Origin of the sequence: Rathayibacter tanaceti (assembly GCF_009834165.1) — a bacterium.
Lineage (GTDB): Bacteria > Actinomycetota > Actinomycetes > Actinomycetales > Microbacteriaceae > Rathayibacter > Rathayibacter tanaceti.
The window spans coordinates 175,641-197,906 of sequence record NZ_CP047186.1 but is presented as its reverse complement, the minus strand read 5'-3'; the positions used below and the strand labels follow the sequence as shown (position 1 = coordinate 197,906).

Below are 22,266 nucleotides of genomic sequence, written 5' to 3'. Positions count from 1 at the left end.
CCTACTCGAGCGGTTCCGGAGACGAGAGGCTCAGCTCTTCGCGGTCGAGGGCGGCCTGCAACCGCCGCAGGACGGTGTCGTCGATCGCGTTCTCGTTCCGCAGCCGGATGACCGTCTCGCGACGGTGCGCGATCAGCGCGAGGCTGAGCTCGACGTACTCGGCCCGGTCCCGCGCGGCGCCGGTGTCGCCCCCGCCGCCCCGGTCGGCGCGGGCGGTGCCGGCGAAGGTCTCGTACGCCTCGGTCACCCAGGCGGTGACCTTCGGGCTCGTTCCGGAGCGGGCGGCGAGCGCGGGGACGGCGTCCAGTGCGGCCTCGAAGGCGACGATCGACGCCTCCGACGCCTCCTCGTCGACCCTCGAGGAGGCGGGTCGCCGGATCCCGCGGACGGCGAGCGGGAGCACGAGGGCCTGGCCCACCAGAGTGACGAGGACGACCCCCGCCGTGACGACGATGATCAGGGACCGCGCCGGGAACGGATCGCCGGAGGCGACCACCTCGGGCACCGAGAGCGCGACGGCCAGCGAGACGGCCCCGCGGAAGCCCGCGAGGCTCGACACCGCTTGCGCCCGCGGGGCGTCGACGGTGGATCCACTCCCGCGCGACCGGGAGACGAGCACCGCCAGGCCCGACCAGGCGAAAAGGAAGGCGAACCGGGTGGCGATGACCACGGCGCTGACGGCTCCGACGAGGACGAGAGCGCCCATCAGCTGGACCGCGGTGAGCGAGCGCGCGATCTGCTGGAGTTCGAGGCCCACGAAGAGGAACAGGGACCCGTTGATCAGGAAGGTCAGGAGCGGCCAGAAGGCGAGCGCTTGAGTGCGGTGCTCGGCTCGGATGACGCGCGGGGCAGCCTGCGACATGATCAGCCCGCTGACCACGACGGCGACGACCCCCGACGCATGCAGGTACTCGGCGAGGAGGAACGCCACGAACGGCGCCAGAATCATGACCAGGTTGCCGGCGAGCGGATCGCTGAGGCGCCGACGGAGCTCGATGTTGACGAGAGCGACCACGCCGCCCACCGCGGCACCGCCTCCGTAGGCGAGGAGGACCAGACCGGTGAGGCCCGCGGCGCTCACACTCTGCTCGCCGACCGTGACACCGACAGCAACCCCGAAGATCACCAGCGCCGTGCCGTCGTTGATCAGGCTCTCGGCGCGCAGGACCGTCACCTGACGCTCGGGCAGCATCCGGCTGAGCGCGGCGATCGCGGTCGCATCTGTCGGGGCGACGGCCGCACCGAGGACCCACGCCGCGCCCCAGGGCATCCCGAGAGCGTGGGCCGTCGCCGCCGTGCCCGCGGCGGTCGCCACCACGAGGCCGGTACTCAGCACCGCGATGGAGGTGATGTTGCGCCGGATCTCGCGGAGGGACGTGGTCAGGCTCTCCCAGTACAGCAGGATCGGCAGGAGGATCAGCAGCACGAGGTCAGGGGGCAGCAGCACCGATCCCACCTGCGGGATCAGCCCGAGGAGCACTCCGAGCACCAGCAGGACCACCGGCGGCGCGACGCGGAACCGCGCGGAGAACGCGGAGGCGAGCAGAATGCCGGTTCCGACCAGGACGACGACCTCGAGAGCGAGCACAGGATCTCCTTCGACAGGGACAGCGGGCGGCGCCGCGTCAGAACTTCAGGACGAGACGGCCGCGGAATCCTCCGCGTTCGAGGCGTTCGTGTGCGGCGGCCGCCTGGTCGGCCGGCACCAGGTCGGCGACCGACGTGCTGAGCTCGCCGCGCTCGACCGCACGGGCCAGGCGGTCGATCGCATCGTGGCGGAGGCTCGACCCCATGACGTACGACGCGAACACGCGGATGCCGCGACCCGGATCGACATCGTTCGGCAGGTAGAACGCGACCTGGCCGCCCTCGCGGACCGCGCCGACGACCCGGTCCGCGAGGATCGCCGGGTCGGCGAGCGCGTCCGCGCCGACCCCGCCCGTGGCCGAGAGGACGCCCTGCACGAAGTCGTCGTCCCGGTCGAGGACGACCTCCGCCCCGAGCGCGCGGACCCGACTGGCCTCGCCCGAGCGGGCGTCAGCGATCACCCGCAGGCCCCTGCGCACCGCGAGCTCGACCAGGTAGCCGCCGACGGCTCCGGTCGCGCCCGTGACGGCGAGCGTCTGCCCGGGCGCGAGGGCGAGATGCTCCAGCGTGATCTCGGCGGTGAGCGCATTCGAGAGGAACGACGCTCCCTCGGCGTAACCGCCGCTCGCAGGCATGCGGGTGACGGACAGCGCCGGCAGGACGATGGCCTCGGAGTAGCCTCCGTGACTCCCGTTCGGGACGACGAACCCCGTGACCGCGTCGCCGAGACCGAGGTCGGAGCCGGCCGGCTGATCCGGCCCGATCTCCTCGATCGTCCCGGCGACATCCATCCCCGGAACCACCGGTCCGTCCGGGCGGAGCCCGCCTCCCGCGAAGCCTCCTGAGCGGATGATGGCGTCCACCGGATTCACTGCGGCGGCTCGCACGCGGATGCGGACCTCTCCGGCGCCGGCCGATCTCTGCGGCACCTCGAGAGGACGCAGCACGGATGCCGCTCCGAACTCGGTCAGTCCGATGACCTTCATGGAAATCTCCTCTTGTCTCGTAGAGCGACTCGTGCCTGGTAGAGCGACGATCACGTGTCGCGGAGAGCGACGATCACTGTGACACCCCGCGTCACGCCCGGGGAGGGCAGGGATCTCTGCCCCCTCCGATGGCAAGATCATCGGGTGGCGACGGACGTGCGAGCTCGTGAACTGGGCGCCTTCCTCCGCGCGCGACGGGCCGCGCTCAACCCCGCAACGTTCGGCGTGCCTGTGTCGGGAGCAGCGCGACGGGTGCCGGGACTCCGGCGCCGCGAGGTCGCTGAGGCGGCTGCGATCAGCGTCGAGTACTACACCCGCATCGAGCAGGGACGGATGGCCGCCTCCGGGCCGGTCCTGGCCGACCTGGCCCGCGTCCTGCGGCTCACCGATGCGCACCGTGCCTACCTGTTCGATCTGGCCGGGAAGGTCGAGCCGACGCTCCCCCACCCCCGCCGGCAGGTCGTCCAGGCTCCGCTGCAGCGGGCGCTGGACGATCTCGCCACCACGCCGGCGTTCGTCCTCGGCCGCAGGACCGACGTGATCGGCTGGAACCGGCTGGGCGCCGCGTTGATCACCGATTTCGCTGCCGTGCCCGAGGACGAGCGGACGTTCATCTGGTTGCTGTTCGCCCACCCGGGCGTGCGGAGCCTCTACGCCGACTGGCAGGACGTCGTCGAGCTCGCCGTCGCGCAGCTGCGGAGGGACAGCGCCAGATACCCGGACGATCCGGAACTGGCACGGCTCGTCGAGCGCCTCTCGGCGCAGTTCCCCGAGTTCATCGAGATGTGGACCGTGCACGAGGTCGCCGGACGCGGGACGGGCCGCAAGACGCTGCATCATCCGCTCGTCGGCGAACTCGTCCTCGACTGGGAGATCCTCGCCTCGGCCCTGGACCCGGACCAGCAGATCGTGCTCTGGACGGCCGAGGCAGGATCGGAGTCGGCGAGTCGGCTCCGTCGCCTCGCCGACAGCACCCGAGCCGGCTGCTCTGCACCGGAGCACCCGGCTACCCGATAGATCCCCGGGCCGCCTCCCGCTCGGCCGGAAGCCGGAGCGCGTCGCGTTGCCCGACCGCCCACACCGTGAGCGCGAAGCCGCTCAGCACCGCTCCGGCGAGCGCGATCGCCGGCCAGCCGCCGTGGGTCCACAGGAAGGAGGCGAGCCCGGAGCCGAGCGCGCCGCCCACGAAGTTGGTCGAAACGAACGCCGTGTTGATGCGGCTGCGGGCGGCGGGATCGACCTGGAACATCCGCGACTGCAGCATCGTGTTGTGCCCCTGGATCGCGATGTCGAGCACGAGGATCGCGACGACGACGGCCACCACCGACTCCGCCCCGAGCCCGGCGACGACGAACGCCGCCATCACCAGGACCCAGGCGATGCCGATCGCGGGCAGAGCGAGGCCTCGATCCTGCAGCCGTCCGGCACGCTGCGCGGCGACCGCGCCGGCCAGGCCGATCAGCCCGAAGAGCCCGATGGTCGTCGCCGAGTACGAGAACGGAGGCGCGCTCAGGAGGAACGTCAGCGCCGTCCAGAACAGGGTGAACACGGCGAAGGAGGTGCAGCCGAGAGCGAGACTCCACCGCACGACCCGCTCCCGCCGCACGATCGTGAACACCGAGGCGATCAGGGCCGGGTACCGCAGCGTCGTCCGCGGCTCCAGAGACGGGATCGCCCGGGCGAGGAGCACGGCGACGACGACCGCGAGCACCGCGGCGACGACGTACACGGACCGCCAGCCGGCCACCCCGGCGACGAGGCCGCTCAGCGTCCGCGAGACGAGGATCCCGGAGAGGATGCCCGAGACGACCGTGCCGACGACCCGGCCCCGCGACGCATCGTCGGCGAGGTCTCCGGCGAGCGGAGCGAGGATCTGCCCGGAGACGGTGGTCAGCCCCACGGCCGCGAGCGTGACGACCAGCACCGCGAAGGTGGGCGCCAGCGCGCTGGCCGCGAGGGCGACCGCCGAGGCGAGCACGGCGATCGGGACGAGGCGCGACCTGTCGAGGACATCGCCGAGGGGCACGAAGAGCAGGACTCCGACCGCGTAGCCGAGCTGCGTCGCCGTGACGAGCCAGCCCGCCGCCGCGGTGCCGGTCCGGAGATCGGCGGCGATGACGTCCAGCAGGGGCTGCGCCCAGTAGAGGTTGCCGACCGCCGCGCCCCCGGCGAGAGCGAAGAGGAATGTGAGGCGGCGGCTCACGTGGCGGCTCCGCAGCGGGCTCGCCTCGACGCGCTGGAGCAGCGACCAGTGCACGTCCTGCGGCGACCGCCTGGTGCGATGTCGCCGAGCTGCTGGCGGAGGGGGCTCCGCGCGCCGGTGTCCGACATAGTTGTTCCTTGTCTCTCGGGGTCTCTCGGTGTGGCTGTCTCGGCGCTGACGGTGTCTGGGGGACGCCGGCGAGAATGACCACTCAACCGCCCTGTCACCTCACGCGGCGAGGCACTGCTGGGAGGTGTCCTGACAGAACACCCCACGGATCCGGGCCGCGCCGTACGGTGACAGGCATGGACAATCGCGAAGAGGTCCGAGACTTCCTGGTCTCGCGCCGCGCACGAGTGACGCCGCAGCAGGTCGGGCTGCCCGGCGGGAGCAAGCGTCGCGTGCCGGGCCTGCGTCGGAGCGAGGTCGCCCTGCTCTCGGGGGTGAGCGTCGAGTACTACTCGCGGGTCGAGCGCGGGTCGCTGACCGGTGTCAGCGCCAGCGTGCTCGAGGCCGTCTCGGGCGCGCTGCGACTCGACACCGCGGAGCGCGCGCATCTCCGGGACCTCGCGGCAGCCGCGAACGAATCGCCCCTCCGTGCCGCTCGTCGGCCCCGCGGTCCGGTCAGCGTGCGGCCCGGGGTACAGCTCGCCCTCGACGCCGTCACCACCGGGCCGGCGTTCGTCCGCAACGGGCGGATGGACGTCCTGGCCGAGAACTCCCTGTTCCGCGCCCTCTACTCCGACGTCTATTCACGCCCGGAGCGTCCCGTGAACCTCGCGCGGTACGCGTTCCTGCAGCGCGAGCAGTCCGAGCGGTTCTACCCCGACTGGAGCATGTCGGCCGACATCAACGTGGCGATCCTGCGCACCGAGGCGGGCCGCGACCCGCACGACCGGGGGCTGCAGGACCTCATCGGCGAGCTCTCGACCCGCAGCGACGAGTTCCGCGTCCGGTGGGGCGCGCACGAGGTCCGACACCATGCGACGGGCGACAAGCACTTCCACCACCCGGTCGTCGGCGATCTGCACCTCGTCTACGAGGCACTCGAGCTGATGGCCGATCCTGGCCTCAACTTCCTCATCTACAGCGCACAGCCCGGCAGCGGGTCCGAGGATTCGCTGAAGCTCCTCGCGAGCTGGAGCGCCGAGCACCGGCAGCAGCCGGAGGTGACGCCGCGCCCCGCCCCCGTGACGGACGCCTGAGCGCGTCGCGGAGACCGCGTCGGGAGCCCGTGCCGGCCGTGGCCGACGTGCCCCCGGGGGCGGAGCGGAGGCATCCGCGGTGGATGGAATGGACCGTCTACACGGTCGGCGCGGTCCTGCTGACGCTCGTCGATCTCGCCCTCTCCCCCTCGCCCGCGGCGCGGCTCGTCTTCGTGGCGACTGTCGTGCTCGGGACGCTCGCGCTGCTCGGCCGGGTCGGCACGTGGACGGTCGGGCTGCTGTCGCTCGCGGGGACCGCCGTGGTGACCGGTCTGGCGGTGGTCTCCGGGTCCTCCGGATCCTTCGGACTCGGTGAGTGCTTCGTACTGCTCGTGCTCGTCGCCGCCGCCTCCCGCCGGGTGAACGGCCGCCGGGGGTGGGCGGAGGCGGCGCTGATCACCGTGGCCGTCGTCTGCCTCCCCCTCCGCGCGTTCTCCTCCGACGCCCCCGTCTTCGTCGTCCTCCTCATCGCGGCCTCGGGATGCGCTCTCGCGGCAGGAGCAGTGCTCCGCAACATGGACGGCGAGCGTCGGCTGGCCCTGGCCGTGGCGACCCAGGAGGAGCGCGACGGCCTCGCTCGCGATCTCCACGACGACTTCACGAACCGAGTGACCAGCATGATCCTGATGGTCCAGGCCACACGGCGCTCTCTCGACGGATCGCCCTCCGGACTCGATGACGACCTCGCTCGGGTGGAGGCCGCGGGATCGGAGGCGCTCGTGGCGATGCGCCGCTGGGTGTCGACACTGCGGGCGAGCGGTGTCGAGCAGAATCCCGAGCTGGGCGGCACCGCGCTGTCGGAGCTGCCGCCGCTCCTGGAGCACTGGGAGTCGACATCCACCGGAGGCCGGGCCCGTCTCATCGAGCGGATCCCGACCGACGTGCCGGACGAGGTGCAGACCGCGGTCCACCGCATCGTTCAGGAGGCGGTGACGAACGTCTCCCGGCACGCCCCGCGCGCCACCTGGCTGGAGGTGTCCGTCACCGAGAGCGGCGGAGTCCTCGACGTCCGCGTGGTCAGTCCCCTGGAAGCGGAACCGGGCAGCGACCCCGTGCCCGGTTCGGCGGGCCTCGGCCTGCTCGGGATGCGCGAGCGGACCCGGATCCTCGGCGGCAGCTTCGAGGCGGGACCGGACGGAGCGACCTGGGCGATCCGAGCCGCGATCCCTCTGGACGTCGGGCGATGAGCATCCGGGTCCTCGTCGCCGACGATCATGCCGAGGTGCGGTCCACGCTCGTCAGGATCCTCGCGGCCGAGCCCGACATCGACGTCGTCGGCGAGTGCGACGACGGTCTGACGGCGCTGGAGGTGGCTCAGCGGCTCGCCCCGGACGTCGCGATCGTCGACATCCGCATGCCGCGCATGGACGGCCTCGAGCTCACTCAGCTGCTCGCCGGGCCCCGCGCGCGGGTCCCGGTGAAGGTGGTGGTGGCCACGAACTTCGACGACGACGAGTACGTCTACGGCGCGCTGCGCGCCGGCGCCTCCGGGTTCCTCCTCAAGGATGCCGGGCCGGGGCTGCTCGTCCAGGCCGTTCGGGCCGCGCAGTCGGGAGACCAGCTGATCAGCCCGTCGGTGACCGTGCGCCTGCTGCAGCACCTCGCGCCGCGGACGGCGAGCACCCTGCATCCCGAGCTCACACCGCGCGAGATCGAGGTCGCCGAACTCGTCGGACGCGGGCTCACGAACGCCGAGGTGGGCGCGGCGCTCTTCATCTCGCTCGGAACGGTCAAATCCCATCTCTCGGCCCTGCAAACCAAGCTGGAGGCCCGCAACCGCGTCGAGATCGCCGCGTGGGCCTGGAGCTCGGGCCTCCTCCGGCCCTGACGCGGCTGCTCCGTCCCCGTGACGAGACCGGCCGAACGGCCGATGCCCGGTCGGCGCCGCTCCTCGACGATGGGATCGAAGCAGTTGCCCGAGAGCCGGGCCGCGCTCTGAGAGGCCACCCACCGTGCACACCAGTCAGTCCCAGGACCGCCCCCCGATCATCAGAGGTCGAGTGGCGGCGCTCGATGTCCTCCGCGGTCTCGCGCTGTGCGGGATCATCTTCGTCAACATCGGACCGCTCACGCACTTCGGCGCCGAGTCGGACGTCACCGGCCCCTACACCCTCGCCGATCCGAGCGGGTGGCTGCAGCTCCTCGTCCAACAGCGGTTCTTCCCGCTGTTCTCGCTCCTGTTCGGGATCGGCTTCTCGATCTTCCTCGAGTCGGCCTCCCGTCGGGCGCAGCGGCCGAGACTCCTTCTGCTGCGCAGGCTGCTCCTCCTGCTCGCCATCGGCATCCCCTTCGAGATGCTGCAGCCCGGCTCGGCGCTGCTGCCCTACGCGCTCTTCGGACTCGTCGTCCTCCTGCCCAGCACCTGGCTGCCGCGGTGGGCCGTCGCGGTGGCGGCCGTCGCCCTTCTCGGGGGGAGCCTCGCGGTCACCGGCGGCGGCATCACCCTGATCCCGGGGCTGTTCCTCCTCGGTTCTGCGCTCACCCGCTACGGAGTCGTCACGGCCTTCGGCCGCTCGAGGCGCGGATCCGGCATCGCCCTGATCGCCTTCAGCCTGCTCGCCGTCCCGCTCGCACTCTGGCAGGCGAGCGCGATCGAGAACTCCGGGTTCGACGTCGCGTCCGCGCCGGCCGGTCTCGCCACAGCCGGCGTCTACGCCTCGCTGGTGTCGCTGATCATGACCACCCGGGCCTCGCGAGTCCTCGAGGCGGCCTTCAGCCCGCTCGGCAGGATGGCGCTCACCAACTACGTCAGTGCCGCGCCGCTGATGCTCGGCGCCAACGCGCTCCTCGACTTCCCGCACAGCACGTCGTGGGTGCCACTGTTCTCGACGGTCGCCGTCATCCTCGTCGCTCAATGGGTGGCGAGCACACTCTGGCTCCGGTCGTTCAGCCAGGGTCCGCTCGAGTGGCTGTGGCGCTGGGGCACGTGGGGACACCGCGCCCCGCTGCGCCTCAACCGCGCGGTCGCCGACCGGGTCGCCGTCCCCCTCCGCTCCTGAACGACGACGGAGGCGGCGCCCCCCCTGGGGAGCGCCGCCTCCGTCGTGTCCCGCGAGACCTACTTGAAGACGTCCTTGACGTCCTCGCCGACCTTCTTGGCCGAGGCCGCGGCCTGGTCCTTCTGGCCCTCGGCCTTCAGGCTCTCGTCGTTCTTGTGGTCGCCGATCGCTTCCTTCGCCTTGCCGGCGATGTCCTGAGCGGCGTTCTTGATCTTGTCATCGAGCCCCATGGTGGTGCCTCCTTCGCTGATCGATGGCACGACCGTAGGACCGCTGACTGCTCGCCGCCTGAACACACCGGGGGGCTTGCTCGGCGCCCTGCCGAGCTGGCAGTATTCGCGGTCGCGATCAGGTGGCGGGAGTCGCGCTGTCGGACGGAGCCGTCGCCCAGTGGCTCGAGGAGCGCGACCCGTCGCAGTTGCTCGACGACGTGCGGTCATTCGCCCGGCGCCGCCCGGGAGCCTTCATCCTGATCGCCGCAGCCACTGGCCTGGTCGGCGGCCGCCTCCTGCGCGCCCTGACCGCCGAGGCGAAGGACGAGAAGGAGGCTCAGAGCGCTCGGACCGACGGTCCCGAGTTCGCTGCCCCCGCCCCCTCGGCGTACGGCACCGTCGGATCGAGCTCGTTCGAACGCGACTACGAGCCGACCGAGCCGATCCCGGACCCGCTGGGAACGTCGCTCGGCGACACTTCCCTCCCGAACGGCTCCCGGCCGTGAGTGGCGTCCCTGGCGTCCCCCGCTCCTCGGAGCCGACTCCGGATGAACGCGCGGGCTCGACATCGCTCGGCGATCTGCTCGGGGAGGTCTCGCGCGATCTGTCGACCCTGATCCGCCAGGAGATGGCGCTGGCCAAGGCCGAGCTGAAGGAGTCCGCGGGCAAGGCGGGCAAGGGAGCCGGCCTGCTCGGCGGAGCCGGCTACGCCGCGCTGATGGCCGTGCTCTTCCTCTCGATCGCCCTCTGGTGGAGCCTCGGGACGCTGATCGGCAACGGCTGGTCTGGCGTCGTCGTCGCGGTGATCTGGGGCGTCGTGGCCGCGATCCTGTTCGCCGTCGGCCGCCGGAGCCTGAAGCAGGTCGATGGTGTACCCGAGACGGTCGACACACTCAAGAAGATTCCCGACACCCTCAAGCCGAACGGGGCACGACGATGACGTACGACGCAGGACAGAACAAGACGCCGGAGGAGATCCGGGCCGATATCGAGCGCACCCGCTCCGAGCTCGGCGGGGACGTGGACGCGCTGGCCGAGAAGGTCAGCCCGAGCGCGATCGCGCAGCGGCAGACCGACAAGGTGAAGTCGGCCGTGGGCTCGGTCCGCGATCGCGTGATGGGCTCGGCGCATGACGCCTCCGATTCGCTCTCGAGCGGAGCCGGCTCGGCGAAGTCGACGGCAGAGGGCAACCCGTTCGCGGTGGGCCTGATCGCCTTCGGCGCCGGCCTGCTCGTGGCCTCGCTGATCCCCGCGACGAGCGGGGAGAAGGAGGCGGCCAGCCGCGTCAAGGAGCAGGTCCAGCCGGTCGTCGACACGGTGACCGATGCAGCGAAGGAGGCGGCGGGCGAGCTCCGCGAGCCCGCGCAGCAGGCGTTCGCCGCGGTCAAGGACTCCGCGACGGACGCGGCCCAGAACGTCAAGGAGGCGGGCTCCTCCGCCGCCGGTGAGGTGCAGGACTCGGCGCGCGAGGCCAAGCACGCCGTGCAGGAGGACGCGCAGTCGTAGGCGACCGTGCACGGACGGGCGGTGGGCGTCTCGCCCCACCGCCCGTCCGTGCGTCACTGGCGCCCCCGAGGATGAACCGGCGCATCCCAACGCGGGAACGGGACTCGCTGTACACCTCGATCGAGTACTGGCCGCTCTCCTGAATCAGGAACGGAGGACGATAGCCGTCGCCGGTGATCCCCCACAACTCAGCGCTCTTCGGATACTCGCGGATGACGTACTCCCACCCCGCTCCTCGACGAACGCCAGCATCGGGTCCAGGTCGGCCAGGTCACCATGAGCACCAGGAGGCTGAATGATGCGAGTGCAGGTCACGTGACAACTGTTCTCGCCCGGGCCCCCGGGGAGACCACCACCCACACCGCCGTTGAATCCGTGCTCCGGCACGGTCTCGCCACCACACACCGTCACCGATCCGCAACTGCGCATCCCGCAACAGCTCGTCCGGCTGCACGTCATGCTGCGCATTCGACTCGAACTCCTCCTCCAGACTCACTTCGGCCACCTCCGACCGAGTCATCCCCGCCGCGTCCCGACGATCCACCGCAGCGCCCCCTCCTCCGCTGGCCCCGCAGCCGCAGAGCACAACCATCAGCAGTACCGTCGCGACAGCCGCGCGGACCGCCCGCGCTCCGCCCCCCACGACGTTCACCAAAGGCGGTCTGCACATCGACCACCGCCCCCTGCCGCTCCATTCCCTGATGGGTGAGCTCGGTCGCCATGCCCCGCCGCCGCAAGGAGAGCACCGCCGCCGTCTCCGCATCGAACCGGACTCGCATGGGTTCCCCCTGTCTCCGTCTCCCACCCCGAGAGCACGATCTGAGCGACCGTCACGATAGGCGGCCCGCGACGTCCGCCGTAGGCCGCGACGCTGGATGCCGGTCCGGTCGGCCGCTCCGACGCGGGACGTCCTCCGCCCCGCCTCCGGAGGGAATACCGGGCAGTGCGTACTCCTTGGCCTCGGTATGCGATCGATCGTCTACTCCCGCACCGGTGACTCCTCCGTCCTCTCCCTCGTCGACCGCGAGACGCAATCCCCGGGGGCCGGTGAGGTCCGCGTCCGCGTCCTCGCCTCCGGCGTGAATCCGACCGACTGGAAGGCTCGTGCCGACGGCGAGCTCGCCTTCGACGAGGTGGTTCCGAACCAGGACGGTGCCGGAGTCGTGGACGCGGTCGGCGAGGGCGTCGAGGGCCTGACGGTCGGTGACCGGGTGTGGATGTACCTCTCGGCGCATCGACGCCCGACCGGTACCGCGCAGGAGTCGACGGTGCTGCTCGCCGAGCACGTCGTGCGCCTCCCCGACGGCATCGGCACCGAGGTCGCCGCGAGTCTGGGCGTCCCCGCGATGACCGCCCACCGCGCACTCACCGTGCACGAGCACGGGCCGTCCCGGCTCTCGCCCGGCGCCCTCGCCGGCCGGACCGTGCTGGTCCAGGGCGGTGCGGGAGCCGTCGGGCACGCCGCAGTCCAGCTCGCGGTGTGGGCGGGCGCGACCGTGATCGCGACGGTGAGCAGCGACGCCAAGGAGCGCCTGGCCAGGGCCGCCGGCGCGCAGCACGTGCTGCAGTACCCCGACGGTGCTCTCGCCGACCGCATCCGCGAGCTCGCTCCGGACGGAGTGGAGCACATCGTCGAGGTCGCGCCGGCGCAGAACGCTGCGCTCGACGTGGAGGTGCTCGCGAACCACGGCAGCATCGCCTACTACGCGAACAACAACGGTGACGAGTTCACCGTGCCGATCGTCGCCGGCTTCGTCAAGAACGCCCGCTGGCAGGGCCTGCTGCTCTACACCGTCGGCGAGGAGGCGCTGCAGGCAGCGGCGGAGGACATCACCGCCGCGCTCGCGGACCGGGCCCTGCCGGTGGGAGAGGAGGCGGGACTCCCGCTGACGTGGTTCCCACTGGAGCAGACCGCCGCCGCACACGACGCGGTCGAGCAGGGCGCGACCGGCAAGGTCCTCATCCGCGTGGCAAACGAGCAGAGCTGAGTCGAGGGCTCGCCTCGGCTACCCGCGCAGCGGAGGCGAGCCCGCCACCGTCGCGCGGTCGGCGAGACCCGCGACGAGCTCGGCGAGCGCCTCCTCCGCCGTGCGGTTCGGCGTCCAGCCGAGTTCGGCGCGCGCCCGCTCCGTCGACATCACGGGGACGTTGCCGGCGATGTCGAGCCAGCCGGCGTCCGTCCGCTGCAGCCGGAGGTGCCAGGTCGCGGTGATGATCGAGCGGAGGAGCCCGAAGGGCACCGTCACCGGGCGCGCACCGAACGCGCGCGCGAGCCGCTCGGGAGTGAGGACGGGCTCGGCCGCGATGTTGAACGCACCGCCCGCGCGCCGATCGAGAGCCCGCCAGAACGCGTCCGCCACATCGTCGGCGTGCACCGCCTGGAAGATCAGCGTCCGCGGGAGAGGCAGCACCGGCGCCCGGAGCGCCCTCAGCCACCGGGTGGGGTAATGCGGACCGGCGAACAGTCCGGCGATCTCTGTCGCTGCGCCGCGCTGGAACACGAGTCCCGGGCGCAGGCGGGTGACCACGATCCCCGGATGCTCGGCCTCGAACGCGTCCATGGCCCGCTCGTTCGCCGCCTTGTGCCGGCTGTAGGTCGAGGTGTGCAGACCGCCGGTCGGCCAGTCCTCGTCGACCCGGATCGCCTTGGACGCCGCGCTGTAGGCGCCCACCGAGGACGCGACGGCGATCTGGCCGACTCCGGCGACGGCTGCTGCTGCGAGAACTGCCGCGGTGCCTCCGACATCGATCAGACGCTGGAACGGCTCGTCGTGGCTGGGCTGCAGCGCCCAGGCGAGGTGCACGACGGCGTCCATCCCCGCGAAGGCCTCGCGGAGCAGGCGCGGCGCCTCGCTCGACGCGAGATCGACCTCGACCCAGCGCACGCCGCGGTACTCCTCGGAGTGCGGTCGCGGGGCCCGGCGGGCGATGCCGACGACCTCCTCCACACCGGCCTCGCCGTGCAGGCGCCGCAGCAGCGCCGTCCCCAGGTTGCCGGTCGCCCCGACGATCGCGATCCGCATGTCGTCATCCCTCCGCGGGCGGCGCGCGCCGGCCCTTCCTCGAGGCTAGGCAGGGGCGCCGCCGGGGAGGAGCCGCTTGACAGCGGCCGGGCGCTCCCGCCCTGGAGCGGCGACACATCGCGGCGCCGGCGGCGCGGGCCGGCGGCGCGGGCCGGCTCGCGGACAGGTCGGGCGGTACGGTGCCGGACACCGGGAGGAGACGAGGTGCTCGACCAGGACACGCGGCGGCTGCTGACGGAGAACGCCGAGGTGCTCGGGCTCGCCGGCCCGGAGGCGGCGGAGCGCTGCTCGCGCATCTGCAGGGGCTGGCGCCCGGCCCGCCCGCGAACGGCTTCATGCCGCTGGCCTACGCGCACCACCTCCAGGCCCGGGTGCCGGCGGCACAGCTCGAGCTGCTGCGCCGACTGGAGGAGGAGAAGAGGCTCCTCCCCAGGGCCGATACCGCCGAGACCACGGCGGAGGCGGGCGCATCCCCGCGCGGGCCGGGCCGCCGATCCCTAGCCTGGGACAATGCTGCCGACACCGCCCGCCCGCGTCCTCCCCGTGCGACACGAGGTCGACGGTGTCGAGCTGCGCACCGTCGACACCGGGCCGGCCGGGGCGCACGCCGTGTTCGTCCTGATCCACGGGATCGGGATGTCGCACCACACCTTCTCCCCGCTGGCCGCCCGGCTCAAGCGGCACGGCCGCGTGATCGGGGTCGACCTGGCCGGCTTCGGCGCCAACCGGCGTCCGCGGCGGAGGATCATGATCGAGGACCACGCGCGGCACGTCGAGCAGGTGCTCCTCGGGCTGGGCGTCTCGCGCGCGGTCGTCGTCGGGCACTCGATGGGGTCGCAGGTGGCGGTCGAGCTGGGCCTGCGCGCGCCCGGGCTGGTCGACGGAGCGGTGCTGATCGGACCGGTGGTCGACCCGGATCGCCCGGGCGCCGTCAGGCAGGGGCTGGCGCTCCTGCGCGACTGCCTCGGCGAACCGGCGGGCGTGGATGCGCTCCTGCTGGCCGACTACCTGCGCGGAGGCGTCCGCTGGTACCTGCGCCAGCTGCCCGAGATGCTGCGGCACCCCGTGCTCAAGCATGTCGCCGAGCTGGAGGTGCCGGTCCTCGTCGTGCGCGGCCGCGACGATCCGATCGCCACCCGCGGCTGGTGCGAGCGCCTCACCGCGCAGGCACGAGAGGGAGGTTGGGTCGAATTCGCTCAGTCGCGCCACGTCGTCCCGCGGACCGAGCCGGAGGCGCTCGCACGCGAGATCCTCCGCTTCGCCGCCGCGCTCGGCGAGACGCCCGTCGCGCCCGTGCCTGCGTGCCCGGAGCCGGTCGCATGAGCCGCCCTCGGCGCCTGGTGCGGGACGCGGTCTGGTGGATCCGCGACTACGCCTACGCCGTCGCCTGGCAGGTGCGCGGCCTCCTCTCGCGCCGCGCTCCAGATGACTACCTCGACGGCGACAAGCGGCCGATCGTGGTCCTCCCGGGGATCTGGGAGACCTGGTCGTTCCTCCGCCCGGTCATCGACCCGCTGCACGAGCACGGGCATCCGCTGCACGTCCTGACGAGCCTCGGCCGCAACGGCCGCCCTGTCGCGAGCACGGCGGAAGACGTGGCGGCCTACCTCACCGAGCACGGCCTCCGCGACGTGGTCATCGTCGCGCACAGCAAGGGCGGCCTGATCGGCAAGTACGTGATGACCGAACTCGACCCCGAGGGCCGGGTCGGTCGGATGGTGGCCGTGGCGACTCCGTTCGGCGGCTCCCGCTACGCGCCCTACCTCGTCCTGCGGAGCCTCCGCGCCTTCTCGCCGCGCGACGCGACGACCCTGCTGCTGTCGAGTCGTGCCGGCGCGAATGGGCGGATCACCTCGGTGTTCGGGCTGTTCGACCCGCACATCCCCGAGGGCAGCATGCTCGAGGGGGCCGTCAACGTGCGGATCGAGACGGGCGGGCACTTCCGGATCCTCGGTGATCCCGAGACGCTCGCCGCGGTCATCTCCGCCGTCTCGGCCGAGGAGCGTTCCTCCGGCTCCGATCCGTAGCACGCCTCCGCGCCACCCCTGGCTCCCGGCAGAGCGGAGGCGGAGCGTGGAGACGTGCACTCCCCCGACGGCCGGACCGCCCGAGCTGCTCGTGCGCCACGGAGAGTCCCGCCGACATCGAGCTGTCCTCGCAGGCGAGGACCACGCGCGAGGACCCGAGAGTTCAGGCGCCCGTGCCCTCCGACGCTCCGTGCCCTCAGTGCGCGACGTCCGCGACAGAGAACGCGACGCCCGACGTGATGAGGATCGATGTCTCCCGCGGCTCCCCCTCGCCCTGATTCACCGTGATCCAGGGTGACGCCGACCCGTCCAACGCGCGCTCGACCCTCTCTCGGACCTCGACGGCAGTCGTGTCGCTCAGGCTGAACCGCGCCCCGCCGTAGATGATCTCGACCCGCTTCACGGGAGGTTCTCCTCGGCAGAGCGAGCGGCTCCGTGGGGCTCTTCGCTGATCCGCAGACCGTGGGCAGTGTGAGAGTCCGCCAAGAGCTGGCGGATCCAGTCGGGGTTGACCGCGGGTGCCCGGCCGCCGTGGTATTTGAACCGCAGCGGGATCGAGGGATGCAACCAGATCGAGGTGCGCCCGTCACCGACCGCCTGCGAATCCTTCCACGAGAAGTAGAACGACTCGTTGCGCGCGAGCTTCGACCCGATCACGATCTGCAGGTGGGCCAGCAGCCGATCGTCGAAATCGGCCTCGAGGGTGGAATCGTAGACCAGTCGCCCCATCAGGCTGTTCTCCGTTCGGGAAGACGCCCGTCAGCCAGAAAGCGATCGGGGTCGTCCGTGCCGACTCTACCGGCGCGGCAGGCCGAGCCCGCGGGAAACATCACGACTCGTCGTCGACGTGGAACCGCGGGATCTCGGCGTCGACCGCGTGCGGAGCACTGGCGCCCTCGTCCTCCTCGGCGACGGGATGCGAGACACCCAGGCGAGCAGCCTCCAGGTTCAGGCTCTCGACGAGCTCCTCGTCCAGCAACTCGTCGAGCCCGTCGTCCTCGTGCTCCGAGAACAGCTGGCTGGCCGGACCGACCAGCAGCGCTGCGCGACCCACCCGCCCCGACTCCTGACGGATCGGGATATCGACGGTCATGGAACCCTGGTCATGGCCAGCGCCTCCGCGTAGCGCACCAGCGACCGCGCGATCGCGCTTCCTGTCAGCACAGAGCTGCCGGCGTCATGGATTCGGTCCATGCGTCCTTCCTACTCCCGGATCCGCTGTCCGGTCAGCGGTTGCGCGGGCGCCGCAGGGCGCGCTATCGCCTCCTCGATGCGGCGGTCGAGCGCCTCCCGGACCGCCGGCCACTCCTCCGCCAGGATCGAGTGCACAGCTGTGTCGCGCCACGAACCGTCGGCCCGCCGCTGATCGTGCCGGAGCATTCCCTCGAACACAGCGCCGAGCCGCCGGATCGCCGCGCACGACCGCGCATTCGCCGCATCGGCCTGCAGCTTCACCCGCTCGTAGCCGCTGTCGAAGGCGAGCCCGAGCAGGAGGCGCTTCGCCTCGGGGTTCACGGCGGTGCCCCAGACCTCGGGCGCGTAAGCGGTCCAGCCGAGATGAGCCGACTCTCGGTTCTCGTCGAAGTCGGCGAGCGAGGTGGTTCCGACCACTCGTCCTTCGAGCAGCACCGCGTAGGGCATGCCCGTGCGCCACGGGTAGTAGCGCTCGACGAAGGCGTGGAAGTCCTCGGAGGTGGTCGGCAGGCCGGCCGCGCCGCCTCCGTACCCACCGGCGAAGACCTCGGGGCGGACGATCGCCCGGCGCAGCGGCTCGGTGTGCACGGCGGCGAGGGGCTCGAGCACGATCGCGCGGCCGGCGAGCGGGACGGGGACGGGGCGACGCGGGGTACTCATCCCTCCAGTGTGGACGACGGATGGAGCAGCCGGGTGGCAGCATGAGGTCCATGAGCACCGCTGCGCTGTTCGAGTCGTCCGCCGCCGCGCTCGCGCGCCTGCTCGAGCAGGTGCGCGAGGAGCAGTGGACGCAGCCGGGGCTGGGCGAGTGGGATGTCCGCGGTCTCGCGGGCCACGCGTCCCGGGCCGTACTGACGGTCGAGACCGCCCTGCTCGCGCCCGAACCTCCTGCGCGCACCATCGACGACGCACTCGACTACTACGGCGCGCTCGCGGGGAACCTCGGCGATCCGGCCGCGGTTGCGCGGCGCGGAGCGGAGTCGGGCCGCCTGCTGGGCGACCACCGCGCGGATGGTGGCGGAGGCGGCGGGTCGCGCCTCCGCGCTGATCGCGGCGCAGCCGCCCGGCCGGCTCGTGGCCGTCGGCGAGCACGCGATCGAGCTGGCCGAGTACCTCCGCACCCGGGTGCTCGAGCTGGTGGTGCACGGCTTCGACCTGGCCCGAGCCACCGGAGTTCCGCACGGGCTGCCCGCCGAAGCCGTCGAGGCGACGTGCGCGCTGGCCGGCGGGCTGGCCGCGCGGGCGGGCCGGGCGGAGGAGTTCCTGATGGCGGTCAGCGGGCGCGAACGCCTCAGCGCAGGCTTCTCGGTGCTGTGAACGGCGGAGAGGCCGCCGACCGGATTCCTCCGGACGACGGCCCTTCTCTGTGCAAGGCGGTCAGGCGACGGCCAGCGCCTCCACCGGCGAGACCGTCGTGGCGCGACGGGCAGGCAGCACCGCGGCGATCGTGGTGATCAGGATGCTGGCACCGACCACAGCGGCGACCACGGGCACGGGGACGGTCGGCGGGATCATCCCGATCCCGGGACTTCCGCCGAACGCGGCGAGCGCTCCGCACCAGCCGTAGAGGACCCCGAGCACCAGGCCGAACAGCGAGGCGGCGATCACCATCTGGGCGGCCTCGATGACGACCATCCAGCGCACCTGGGTCCCCGTGAAGCCGAGTGCCCGCAGCAGTCCGAGCTCGCGTCGACGCTGCAGCACGCTCAGCGAGAGCGTGTTCACCATGCCGACGGTGGCGAGGACGACCGAGAAGCCGATCAGGACGCTGAGGATCAGCGTGGTGATCGTGACGAGCTCCTGCACCTGCTGGAAGAGCTCCGGGTTGCCCCGCGAGGCCATGCCCATCATGGTGCTGAAAGTGGCGGCACCGACGGCGAAGGTCGTCACGAGCGCGACGCCGATGACGAGGCCGATCACGGCCCTGGCGCTCCTGGCCGGGTTCCTGACCGCGTTCTCGGCCGCGAGGCGCGCGACCGGACCGCGGCCGAAGACCCGTCCGATGAGCGAGATCAGCGGAGGCAGGAGCACCGGCGCGCCGAGGATGATCGCCGAGAACGACGCCATTCCGCCGAACAGGCAGAGGATCAGCCCGAGGGGGCTCGCCAGCAGTCCGACGACGACGCCGGTGGCCAGGAGGCCCAGACCGATGACCAGGAGGATCGAAGCGAGGATGTTGCGCGACGTGCGTCCGCGGAGCTCGTCGTAGCGCGGCTCCGCCGAGGAGCCCGCGGCCTGAGACGGCGCGACGGAGAGCACGCGACGCGACCCCGACCAGGAGGCGATCACGGAGGCGACGATCACGGCCGCCCCCGGCAGCAGGAGTCCCACCGAGAGGATCGGGTACTCGAAGCGCTTGACGGCGCCGGTGAGCATCGCGATCTCGGCACCGCCCGCGACCAGCACGACCGAGACGGCCAGCCCGATCGCCGCGCCGATCGCGCCCTGCGCGAGGCCGCTGCGCACGACCTCGCCGCGCAGCGCGCGTCCGGAGGCTCCGAGCAGACGGAGCAGGGCGATCTCGCGGGTGCGGCCCGCGATGACCGTCGAGACCGCGTTGGCCGTGACGACACCGCCGACGTAGACCGCGATGCCGAAGAGGAGGAAGCCCACCGCGAACAGGATCGTGGCGAGCTGCTCGATTCCGTCCAGCCGGGCGGCCTGCATGGCCGCGACCATGTCGACGACGCTCATCACCAGGAATCCGCCGAAGGCGGCGGCGAGCGCGGAGACCGTGATGACCGCGCCTCCGCCCTGAGCTGTGCCCGTGCGCACGCCGCTCACGCTGCACCGTCCATTGCGAGCATGGCGCGCGAGATCTCCTCGGCGGTCATCCCGCGGCGGTCGTCGACGACGGCTCCGTCGCGGAGGAACAGGATGCGGTCGGCGTAGGCCGCGGCGACCGGGTCGTGCGTGACCATGGCGATCGACTGGCCGTATTCGCGGGTCGACGTGCGGAGCAGAGTCAGCACCTCGCGGCCGGTGCGCGAGTCGAGGTTTCCCGTCGGCTCGTCGGCGAAGATCAGCTGCGGGCGGGTGGCGAGTGCGCGGGCGATGGCCACGCGCTGCTGCTGGCCACCGGAGAGCTCGTGCGGGCGGTGGGTGAGGCGCTCGCGGAGCCCGAGGGACTCGACGAGGCGGTCGATCCACGCCTCCTCCTCGGTCGTGACGGCGCGGCCGTCGAGCTCGAACGGGAGGCGGATGTTGCCGCGGACGTCGAGCGTGGGAACGAGGTTGAAGGCTTGGAACACGAAGCCGACGCTGCGGCGGCGCAGGACGGTCAGCTCGGCGTCCCCCATGGCAGTGATCTCGGCGTCGCCGAGGAACACACGGCCTGAGGAGGCGGTGTCGAGGCCGGCGAGCACGTGCATGAGCGTCGACTTGCCGGAACCGCTCGGTCCCATGACGGCGGTGAACTCCCCGCGCTCGATCGAGAGGGAGACGTCGTCGAGGGCGACGACGGGCGGCGTGCTGCCGTAGAGCTTGCGCACGCCCTCGACGCGCGCCACGACGGAGGAGGTCTGGTTCTGCATGTCCTCGACGTTACGGAGGCGCTCACGTCGCCGTCGTCGTCCGCGGGTGCCCGCGCCGTCATCCCTGCGGCGGATCCGCCGTGATCCGTGCGGCGCTGGCCGGCCCGCGGTCGGCGCGGCGCCGGCTGACGCGTGGTCAGCGCGGTCGGAGTCCGGAGCGGCGGAGCGCGAGGGCGGCGAGAGCGGCGGTCGCCACGGGGTCGCCACGACGCCACGCCGGCACTGCCTCGGGGTGCGCGGCCACGATCTCGCGGGGCGTCGCCTCAGTGAGCGCGCGCAGAGCCAGCAGCTCCGAGCCGGCGGCGGTCGCGCCGAGGGCGCGCAGAGCGGCGGTGCGCCGGGCGAAACGCAGGCGCGGCCGAAGCCAGAGCACGGCGAGCAGAAGCAGCGGCAGTCCGGCCACGGCGAGACCGGCGACGACCGCCAGCGCGCTCGCGAGCTGCTGCTGGTCGCGGCCAGCGGCGGCCAGCACCGACCCGGCTCCGCTCGCCTCGTCGAACGGGGCACGCACGGCGTCGCCGAGCAGCGGGATGCCGCCGAGGGTGGTGCCGGCGTCACTCATGGTGGACCCGAAGCCGCTTCCTGCGCTCTCGAGCCGACGACCGATCTCGGCGAGACCGGCTATCAGCGAGCCGACGGCGAGACCGGCGGCGATGGCCACCGCGGCGACACCGAGGGCGAGGGCGTCGGCCACGATCTGCCGCGCGCGGGCGGACGGGAGGTCGGCGTAGATCTGCATGCGCCGATTATCCGGCGCTCGCACCGGGTGTCCCGTCAACAACGAAGGAAGAATTCGAATCGCCGGGCTCCGATCCGCACGTTCTCGGTTGTGGGATCGGTTCCATCCTTCGTTGTTGACGGAAGCTCCTACTGATCCCCCTCCACAGATGCTCGATGGCGTCCGACCGTCCCGAACGCCCTCCGGCGACCAGGCCTGAGTCACCGACTCCGCCAGCATCGACCGCATGGACTTCGATTCGCTCCTCGCTGTGCACGACGGCGTCCTCTCACGCAGCTCCCTGCTCGTCGCCGGGGCGACGGACCGACTCCTCGCTGCGGCCGTCAGGGACGGCCGGCTGGTCCGCGGCCGTCGCGGCCAGTACGCCTCCCCGAGGCTGCCGCCCGAGGTGCTCGCCGCCTTCCGGCTCGGAGGCCGACTGGCCGCGACCGACGCCGCCCGCTCGCACGGCCTCTGGGTGCTGCGCTCACCGCATCTGCATGTGCACGTCGAGGCACACGCCGCCCGTATAGCGGCGCCTCGAAGTGTCCGCCTGCACTGGCATGCGGCCCATCCCGGCGACGAACGCCTCCGGGTCTCGCCGGTCCATGCGCTGATTCAGCTCGGCCGTTCGGTCGGAGTCGAGGACCTGCTCGTCGCGCTCGAGTCGGCCCTCGAGAAGCGCCTCCTCACGACCGGAGCGATCGCCGAGCTGCAGACCGCCTGCCCCGCGAGGCTCCTGGCCGCACTCGCCTTCGTCCGGGACGACTCGCAGAGCGGACTCGAGACCCTCGCACGCTGGCGGCTGCACCTCAGAGGCATCACCGCCCGGGCTCAGGTCTGGATCCCCGGGGTCGGCCGCGTCGATCTGCTGATCGGCCGGAGCCTCATCATCGAGCTCGACGGACGCTCGACGCACGACGTCGAGAACGACCGCCGCCGCGATCTGCACGCCTCCTCCGACGGCTACGTCACGCTGCGGTTCTCGGCGACGCAAGTGCTCACGCAGTGGCCAGAGGTCGACCGCGCGATCCTCGCCGCGGTCGAGCGCGGCCTGCACCTGCTCTGAGCCG

The 22,266-nt window shown here is 72.1% G+C and carries 26 protein-coding genes; 13 read left to right on the top strand and 13 right to left on the bottom strand.

The genetic code is table 11. The features are described 5' to 3' along the window. Position 1 precedes the first annotated feature (1 nt). Together GSU10_RS00885 and GSU10_RS00880 are read right to left on the bottom strand one after the other, a co-directional pair. Positions 2 to 1,588 carry a Na+/H+ antiporter gene (locus GSU10_RS00885; protein WP_068210119.1) on the bottom strand — a complete coding sequence of 529 codons (1,587 nt, stop codon included), beginning with the start codon at positions 1,586 to 1,588 and terminating at the stop codon, positions 2 to 4. Positions 1,589 to 1,625: 37 nt separating this feature from the next. Next, a complete protein-coding gene (locus GSU10_RS00880) occupies positions 1,626 to 2,573 on the bottom strand; it encodes a quinone oxidoreductase family protein (protein ID WP_132504690.1) in 948 nt (315 codons plus the stop codon). 156 nt (positions 2,574 to 2,729) lie between these two features. Between GSU10_RS00880 and GSU10_RS00875 the strand changes: the two genes are divergently transcribed. Beyond that, on the top strand, positions 2,730 to 3,590 hold the full coding sequence (locus tag GSU10_RS00875; RefSeq protein ID WP_236713584.1) for a helix-turn-helix domain-containing protein: 861 nt from the start codon (positions 2,730 to 2,732) through the stop codon (positions 3,588 to 3,590). Here the strand turns inward: GSU10_RS00875 and GSU10_RS00870 are convergent. Then, entirely contained in the window at positions 3,580 to 4,776 is a 1,197-nt protein-coding gene (locus GSU10_RS00870) for an MFS transporter (RefSeq protein ID WP_244311486.1), read from the bottom strand. The genes GSU10_RS00875 and GSU10_RS00870 overlap by 11 nt on opposite strands. Positions 4,777 to 5,081: 305 nt before the next feature. On the opposite strand from GSU10_RS00870, the gene GSU10_RS00865 reads away from it, so the two are divergent. The 4 genes from GSU10_RS00865 to GSU10_RS00850 all read left to right on the top strand — a co-directional run bounded on the left by GSU10_RS00865 (position 5,082) and on the right by GSU10_RS00850 (position 8,980). Beyond that, positions 5,082 to 5,981: a helix-turn-helix domain-containing protein gene (locus GSU10_RS00865; protein ID WP_068210114.1), complete on the top strand. Its 900-nt coding sequence runs from the start codon at positions 5,082 to 5,084 to the stop codon at positions 5,979 to 5,981. Between the two features lie 83 nt (positions 5,982 to 6,064). Next, on the top strand, positions 6,065 to 7,168 hold the full coding sequence (locus GSU10_RS00860) for a sensor histidine kinase (RefSeq protein WP_132504688.1): 1,104 nt from the start codon (positions 6,065 to 6,067) through the stop codon (positions 7,166 to 7,168). Beyond that, on the top strand, positions 7,165 to 7,809 hold the full coding sequence (locus tag GSU10_RS00855; protein ID WP_068210107.1) for a response regulator: 645 nt from the start codon (positions 7,165 to 7,167) through the stop codon (positions 7,807 to 7,809). Before GSU10_RS00860 ends, GSU10_RS00855 begins: the two co-directional genes overlap by 4 nt. Positions 7,810 to 7,981: 172 nt before the next feature. Next, positions 7,982 to 8,980 (top strand): DUF418 domain-containing protein, encoded by a 999-nt coding sequence (locus GSU10_RS00850; RefSeq protein ID WP_241972897.1) that lies wholly within the window; start codon positions 7,982 to 7,984, stop codon positions 8,978 to 8,980. 59 nt (positions 8,981 to 9,039) lie between these two features. Here the strand turns inward: GSU10_RS00850 and GSU10_RS00845 are convergent, their stop codons facing one another. Next, positions 9,040 to 9,210 (bottom strand): CsbD family protein, encoded by a 171-nt coding sequence (locus GSU10_RS00845; protein ID WP_068210104.1) that lies wholly within the window; start codon positions 9,208 to 9,210, stop codon positions 9,040 to 9,042. Positions 9,211 to 9,332: 122 nt separating this feature from the next. Here GSU10_RS00845 and GSU10_RS15380 point away from each other — a divergent pair, with 122 nt between their 5' ends. The 4 genes from GSU10_RS15380 to GSU10_RS00830 all read left to right on the top strand — a co-directional run bounded on the left by GSU10_RS15380 (position 9,333) and on the right by GSU10_RS00830 (position 12,686). After that, the gene (locus GSU10_RS15380) at positions 9,333 to 9,698 is read left to right on the top strand and encodes a hypothetical protein (protein ID WP_068210101.1); all 366 of its coding nucleotides are present in this window, start codon (positions 9,333 to 9,335) and stop codon (positions 9,696 to 9,698) included. Beyond that, positions 9,695 to 10,132 (top strand): phage holin family protein, encoded by a 438-nt coding sequence (locus tag GSU10_RS15375; RefSeq protein ID WP_068210098.1) that lies wholly within the window; start codon positions 9,695 to 9,697, stop codon positions 10,130 to 10,132. Before GSU10_RS15380 ends, GSU10_RS15375 begins: the two co-directional genes overlap by 4 nt. Beyond that, a complete protein-coding gene (locus GSU10_RS00835) occupies positions 10,129 to 10,698 on the top strand; it encodes a DUF3618 domain-containing protein (protein WP_068210095.1) in 570 nt (189 codons plus the stop codon). The genes GSU10_RS15375 and GSU10_RS00835 overlap by 4 nt, the downstream gene beginning before the upstream one ends. A 965-nt stretch (positions 10,699 to 11,663) precedes the next feature. Then, positions 11,664 to 12,686 carry an NADPH:quinone reductase gene (locus tag GSU10_RS00830; protein WP_068210090.1) on the top strand — a complete coding sequence of 341 codons (1,023 nt, stop codon included), beginning with the start codon at positions 11,664 to 11,666 and terminating at the stop codon, positions 12,684 to 12,686. Between the two features lie 18 nt (positions 12,687 to 12,704). Here GSU10_RS00830 and GSU10_RS00825 read toward each other — a convergent pair whose 3' ends face one another. After that, a complete protein-coding gene (locus tag GSU10_RS00825) occupies positions 12,705 to 13,721 on the bottom strand; it encodes an NAD-dependent epimerase/dehydratase family protein (protein WP_068210087.1) in 1,017 nt (338 codons plus the stop codon). A gap of 510 nt (positions 13,722 to 14,231) precedes the next feature. Here GSU10_RS00825 and GSU10_RS00820 point away from each other — a divergent pair. After that, positions 14,232 to 15,044, top strand: coding sequence for an alpha/beta fold hydrolase (locus tag GSU10_RS00820; protein ID WP_068213285.1), 813 nt, complete (start codon positions 14,232 to 14,234; stop codon positions 15,042 to 15,044). After that, positions 15,041 to 15,748 carry an esterase/lipase family protein gene (locus tag GSU10_RS00815; protein WP_068213282.1) on the top strand — a complete coding sequence of 236 codons (708 nt, stop codon included), beginning with the start codon at positions 15,041 to 15,043 and terminating at the stop codon, positions 15,746 to 15,748. The genes GSU10_RS00820 and GSU10_RS00815 overlap by 4 nt, the downstream gene beginning before the upstream one ends. A 196-nt stretch (positions 15,749 to 15,944) precedes the next feature. On the opposite strand, the gene GSU10_RS00810 is transcribed toward GSU10_RS00815, so the two are convergent. The 5 genes from GSU10_RS00810 to GSU10_RS00790 form a co-directional block, all read right to left on the bottom strand. Beyond that, a complete protein-coding gene (locus GSU10_RS00810) occupies positions 15,945 to 16,151 on the bottom strand; it encodes a hypothetical protein (RefSeq protein WP_068213279.1) in 207 nt (68 codons plus the stop codon). Further along, complete coding sequence (locus GSU10_RS00805; protein ID WP_068213266.1) at positions 16,148 to 16,477, bottom strand: DUF7882 family protein; 330 nt, start codon at positions 16,475 to 16,477, stop codon at positions 16,148 to 16,150. Before GSU10_RS00805 ends, GSU10_RS00810 begins: the two co-directional genes overlap by 4 nt. A gap of 100 nt (positions 16,478 to 16,577) precedes the next feature. Then, entirely contained in the window at positions 16,578 to 16,841 is a 264-nt protein-coding gene (locus GSU10_RS00800) for a hypothetical protein (RefSeq protein ID WP_068213264.1), read from the bottom strand. Positions 16,842 to 16,951: 110 nt separating this feature from the next. Next, complete coding sequence (locus GSU10_RS00795; RefSeq protein ID WP_068213261.1) at positions 16,952 to 17,602, bottom strand: GNAT family N-acetyltransferase; 651 nt, start codon at positions 17,600 to 17,602, stop codon at positions 16,952 to 16,954. After that, on the bottom strand, positions 17,599 to 17,946 hold the full coding sequence (locus tag GSU10_RS00790) for a hypothetical protein (RefSeq protein ID WP_132504686.1): 348 nt from the start codon (positions 17,944 to 17,946) through the stop codon (positions 17,599 to 17,601). The genes GSU10_RS00795 and GSU10_RS00790 overlap by 4 nt, the downstream gene beginning before the upstream one ends. Before the next feature lie 7 nt (positions 17,947 to 17,953). Between GSU10_RS00790 and GSU10_RS00785 the strand changes: the two genes are divergently transcribed. After that, on the top strand, positions 17,954 to 18,259 hold the full coding sequence (locus GSU10_RS00785) for a DinB family protein (RefSeq protein ID WP_132504684.1): 306 nt from the start codon (positions 17,954 to 17,956) through the stop codon (positions 18,257 to 18,259). Positions 18,260 to 18,319: 60 nt separating this feature from the next. Here the strand turns inward: GSU10_RS00785 and GSU10_RS00780 are convergent, their stop codons facing one another. The 3 genes from GSU10_RS00780 to GSU10_RS00770 all read right to left on the bottom strand — a co-directional run bounded on the left by GSU10_RS00780 (position 18,320) and on the right by GSU10_RS00770 (position 21,214). Beyond that, positions 18,320 to 19,726: an ABC transporter permease gene (locus GSU10_RS00780; RefSeq protein ID WP_068213585.1), complete on the bottom strand. Its 1,407-nt coding sequence runs from the start codon at positions 19,724 to 19,726 to the stop codon at positions 18,320 to 18,322. Continuing rightward, positions 19,723 to 20,475 (bottom strand): ABC transporter ATP-binding protein, encoded by a 753-nt coding sequence (locus tag GSU10_RS00775; protein WP_068213589.1) that lies wholly within the window; start codon positions 20,473 to 20,475, stop codon positions 19,723 to 19,725. Before GSU10_RS00775 ends, GSU10_RS00780 begins: the two co-directional genes overlap by 4 nt. Positions 20,476 to 20,611: 136 nt before the next feature. After that, the gene (locus GSU10_RS00770) at positions 20,612 to 21,214 is read right to left on the bottom strand and encodes a hypothetical protein (protein WP_132504682.1); all 603 of its coding nucleotides are present in this window, start codon (positions 21,212 to 21,214) and stop codon (positions 20,612 to 20,614) included. Between the two features lie 226 nt (positions 21,215 to 21,440). Between GSU10_RS00770 and GSU10_RS00765 the strand changes: the two genes are divergently transcribed. Beyond that, entirely contained in the window at positions 21,441 to 22,262 is an 822-nt protein-coding gene (locus GSU10_RS00765) for an endonuclease domain-containing protein (protein ID WP_068213522.1), read from the top strand. Positions 22,263 to 22,266: the final 4 nt, after the last annotated feature.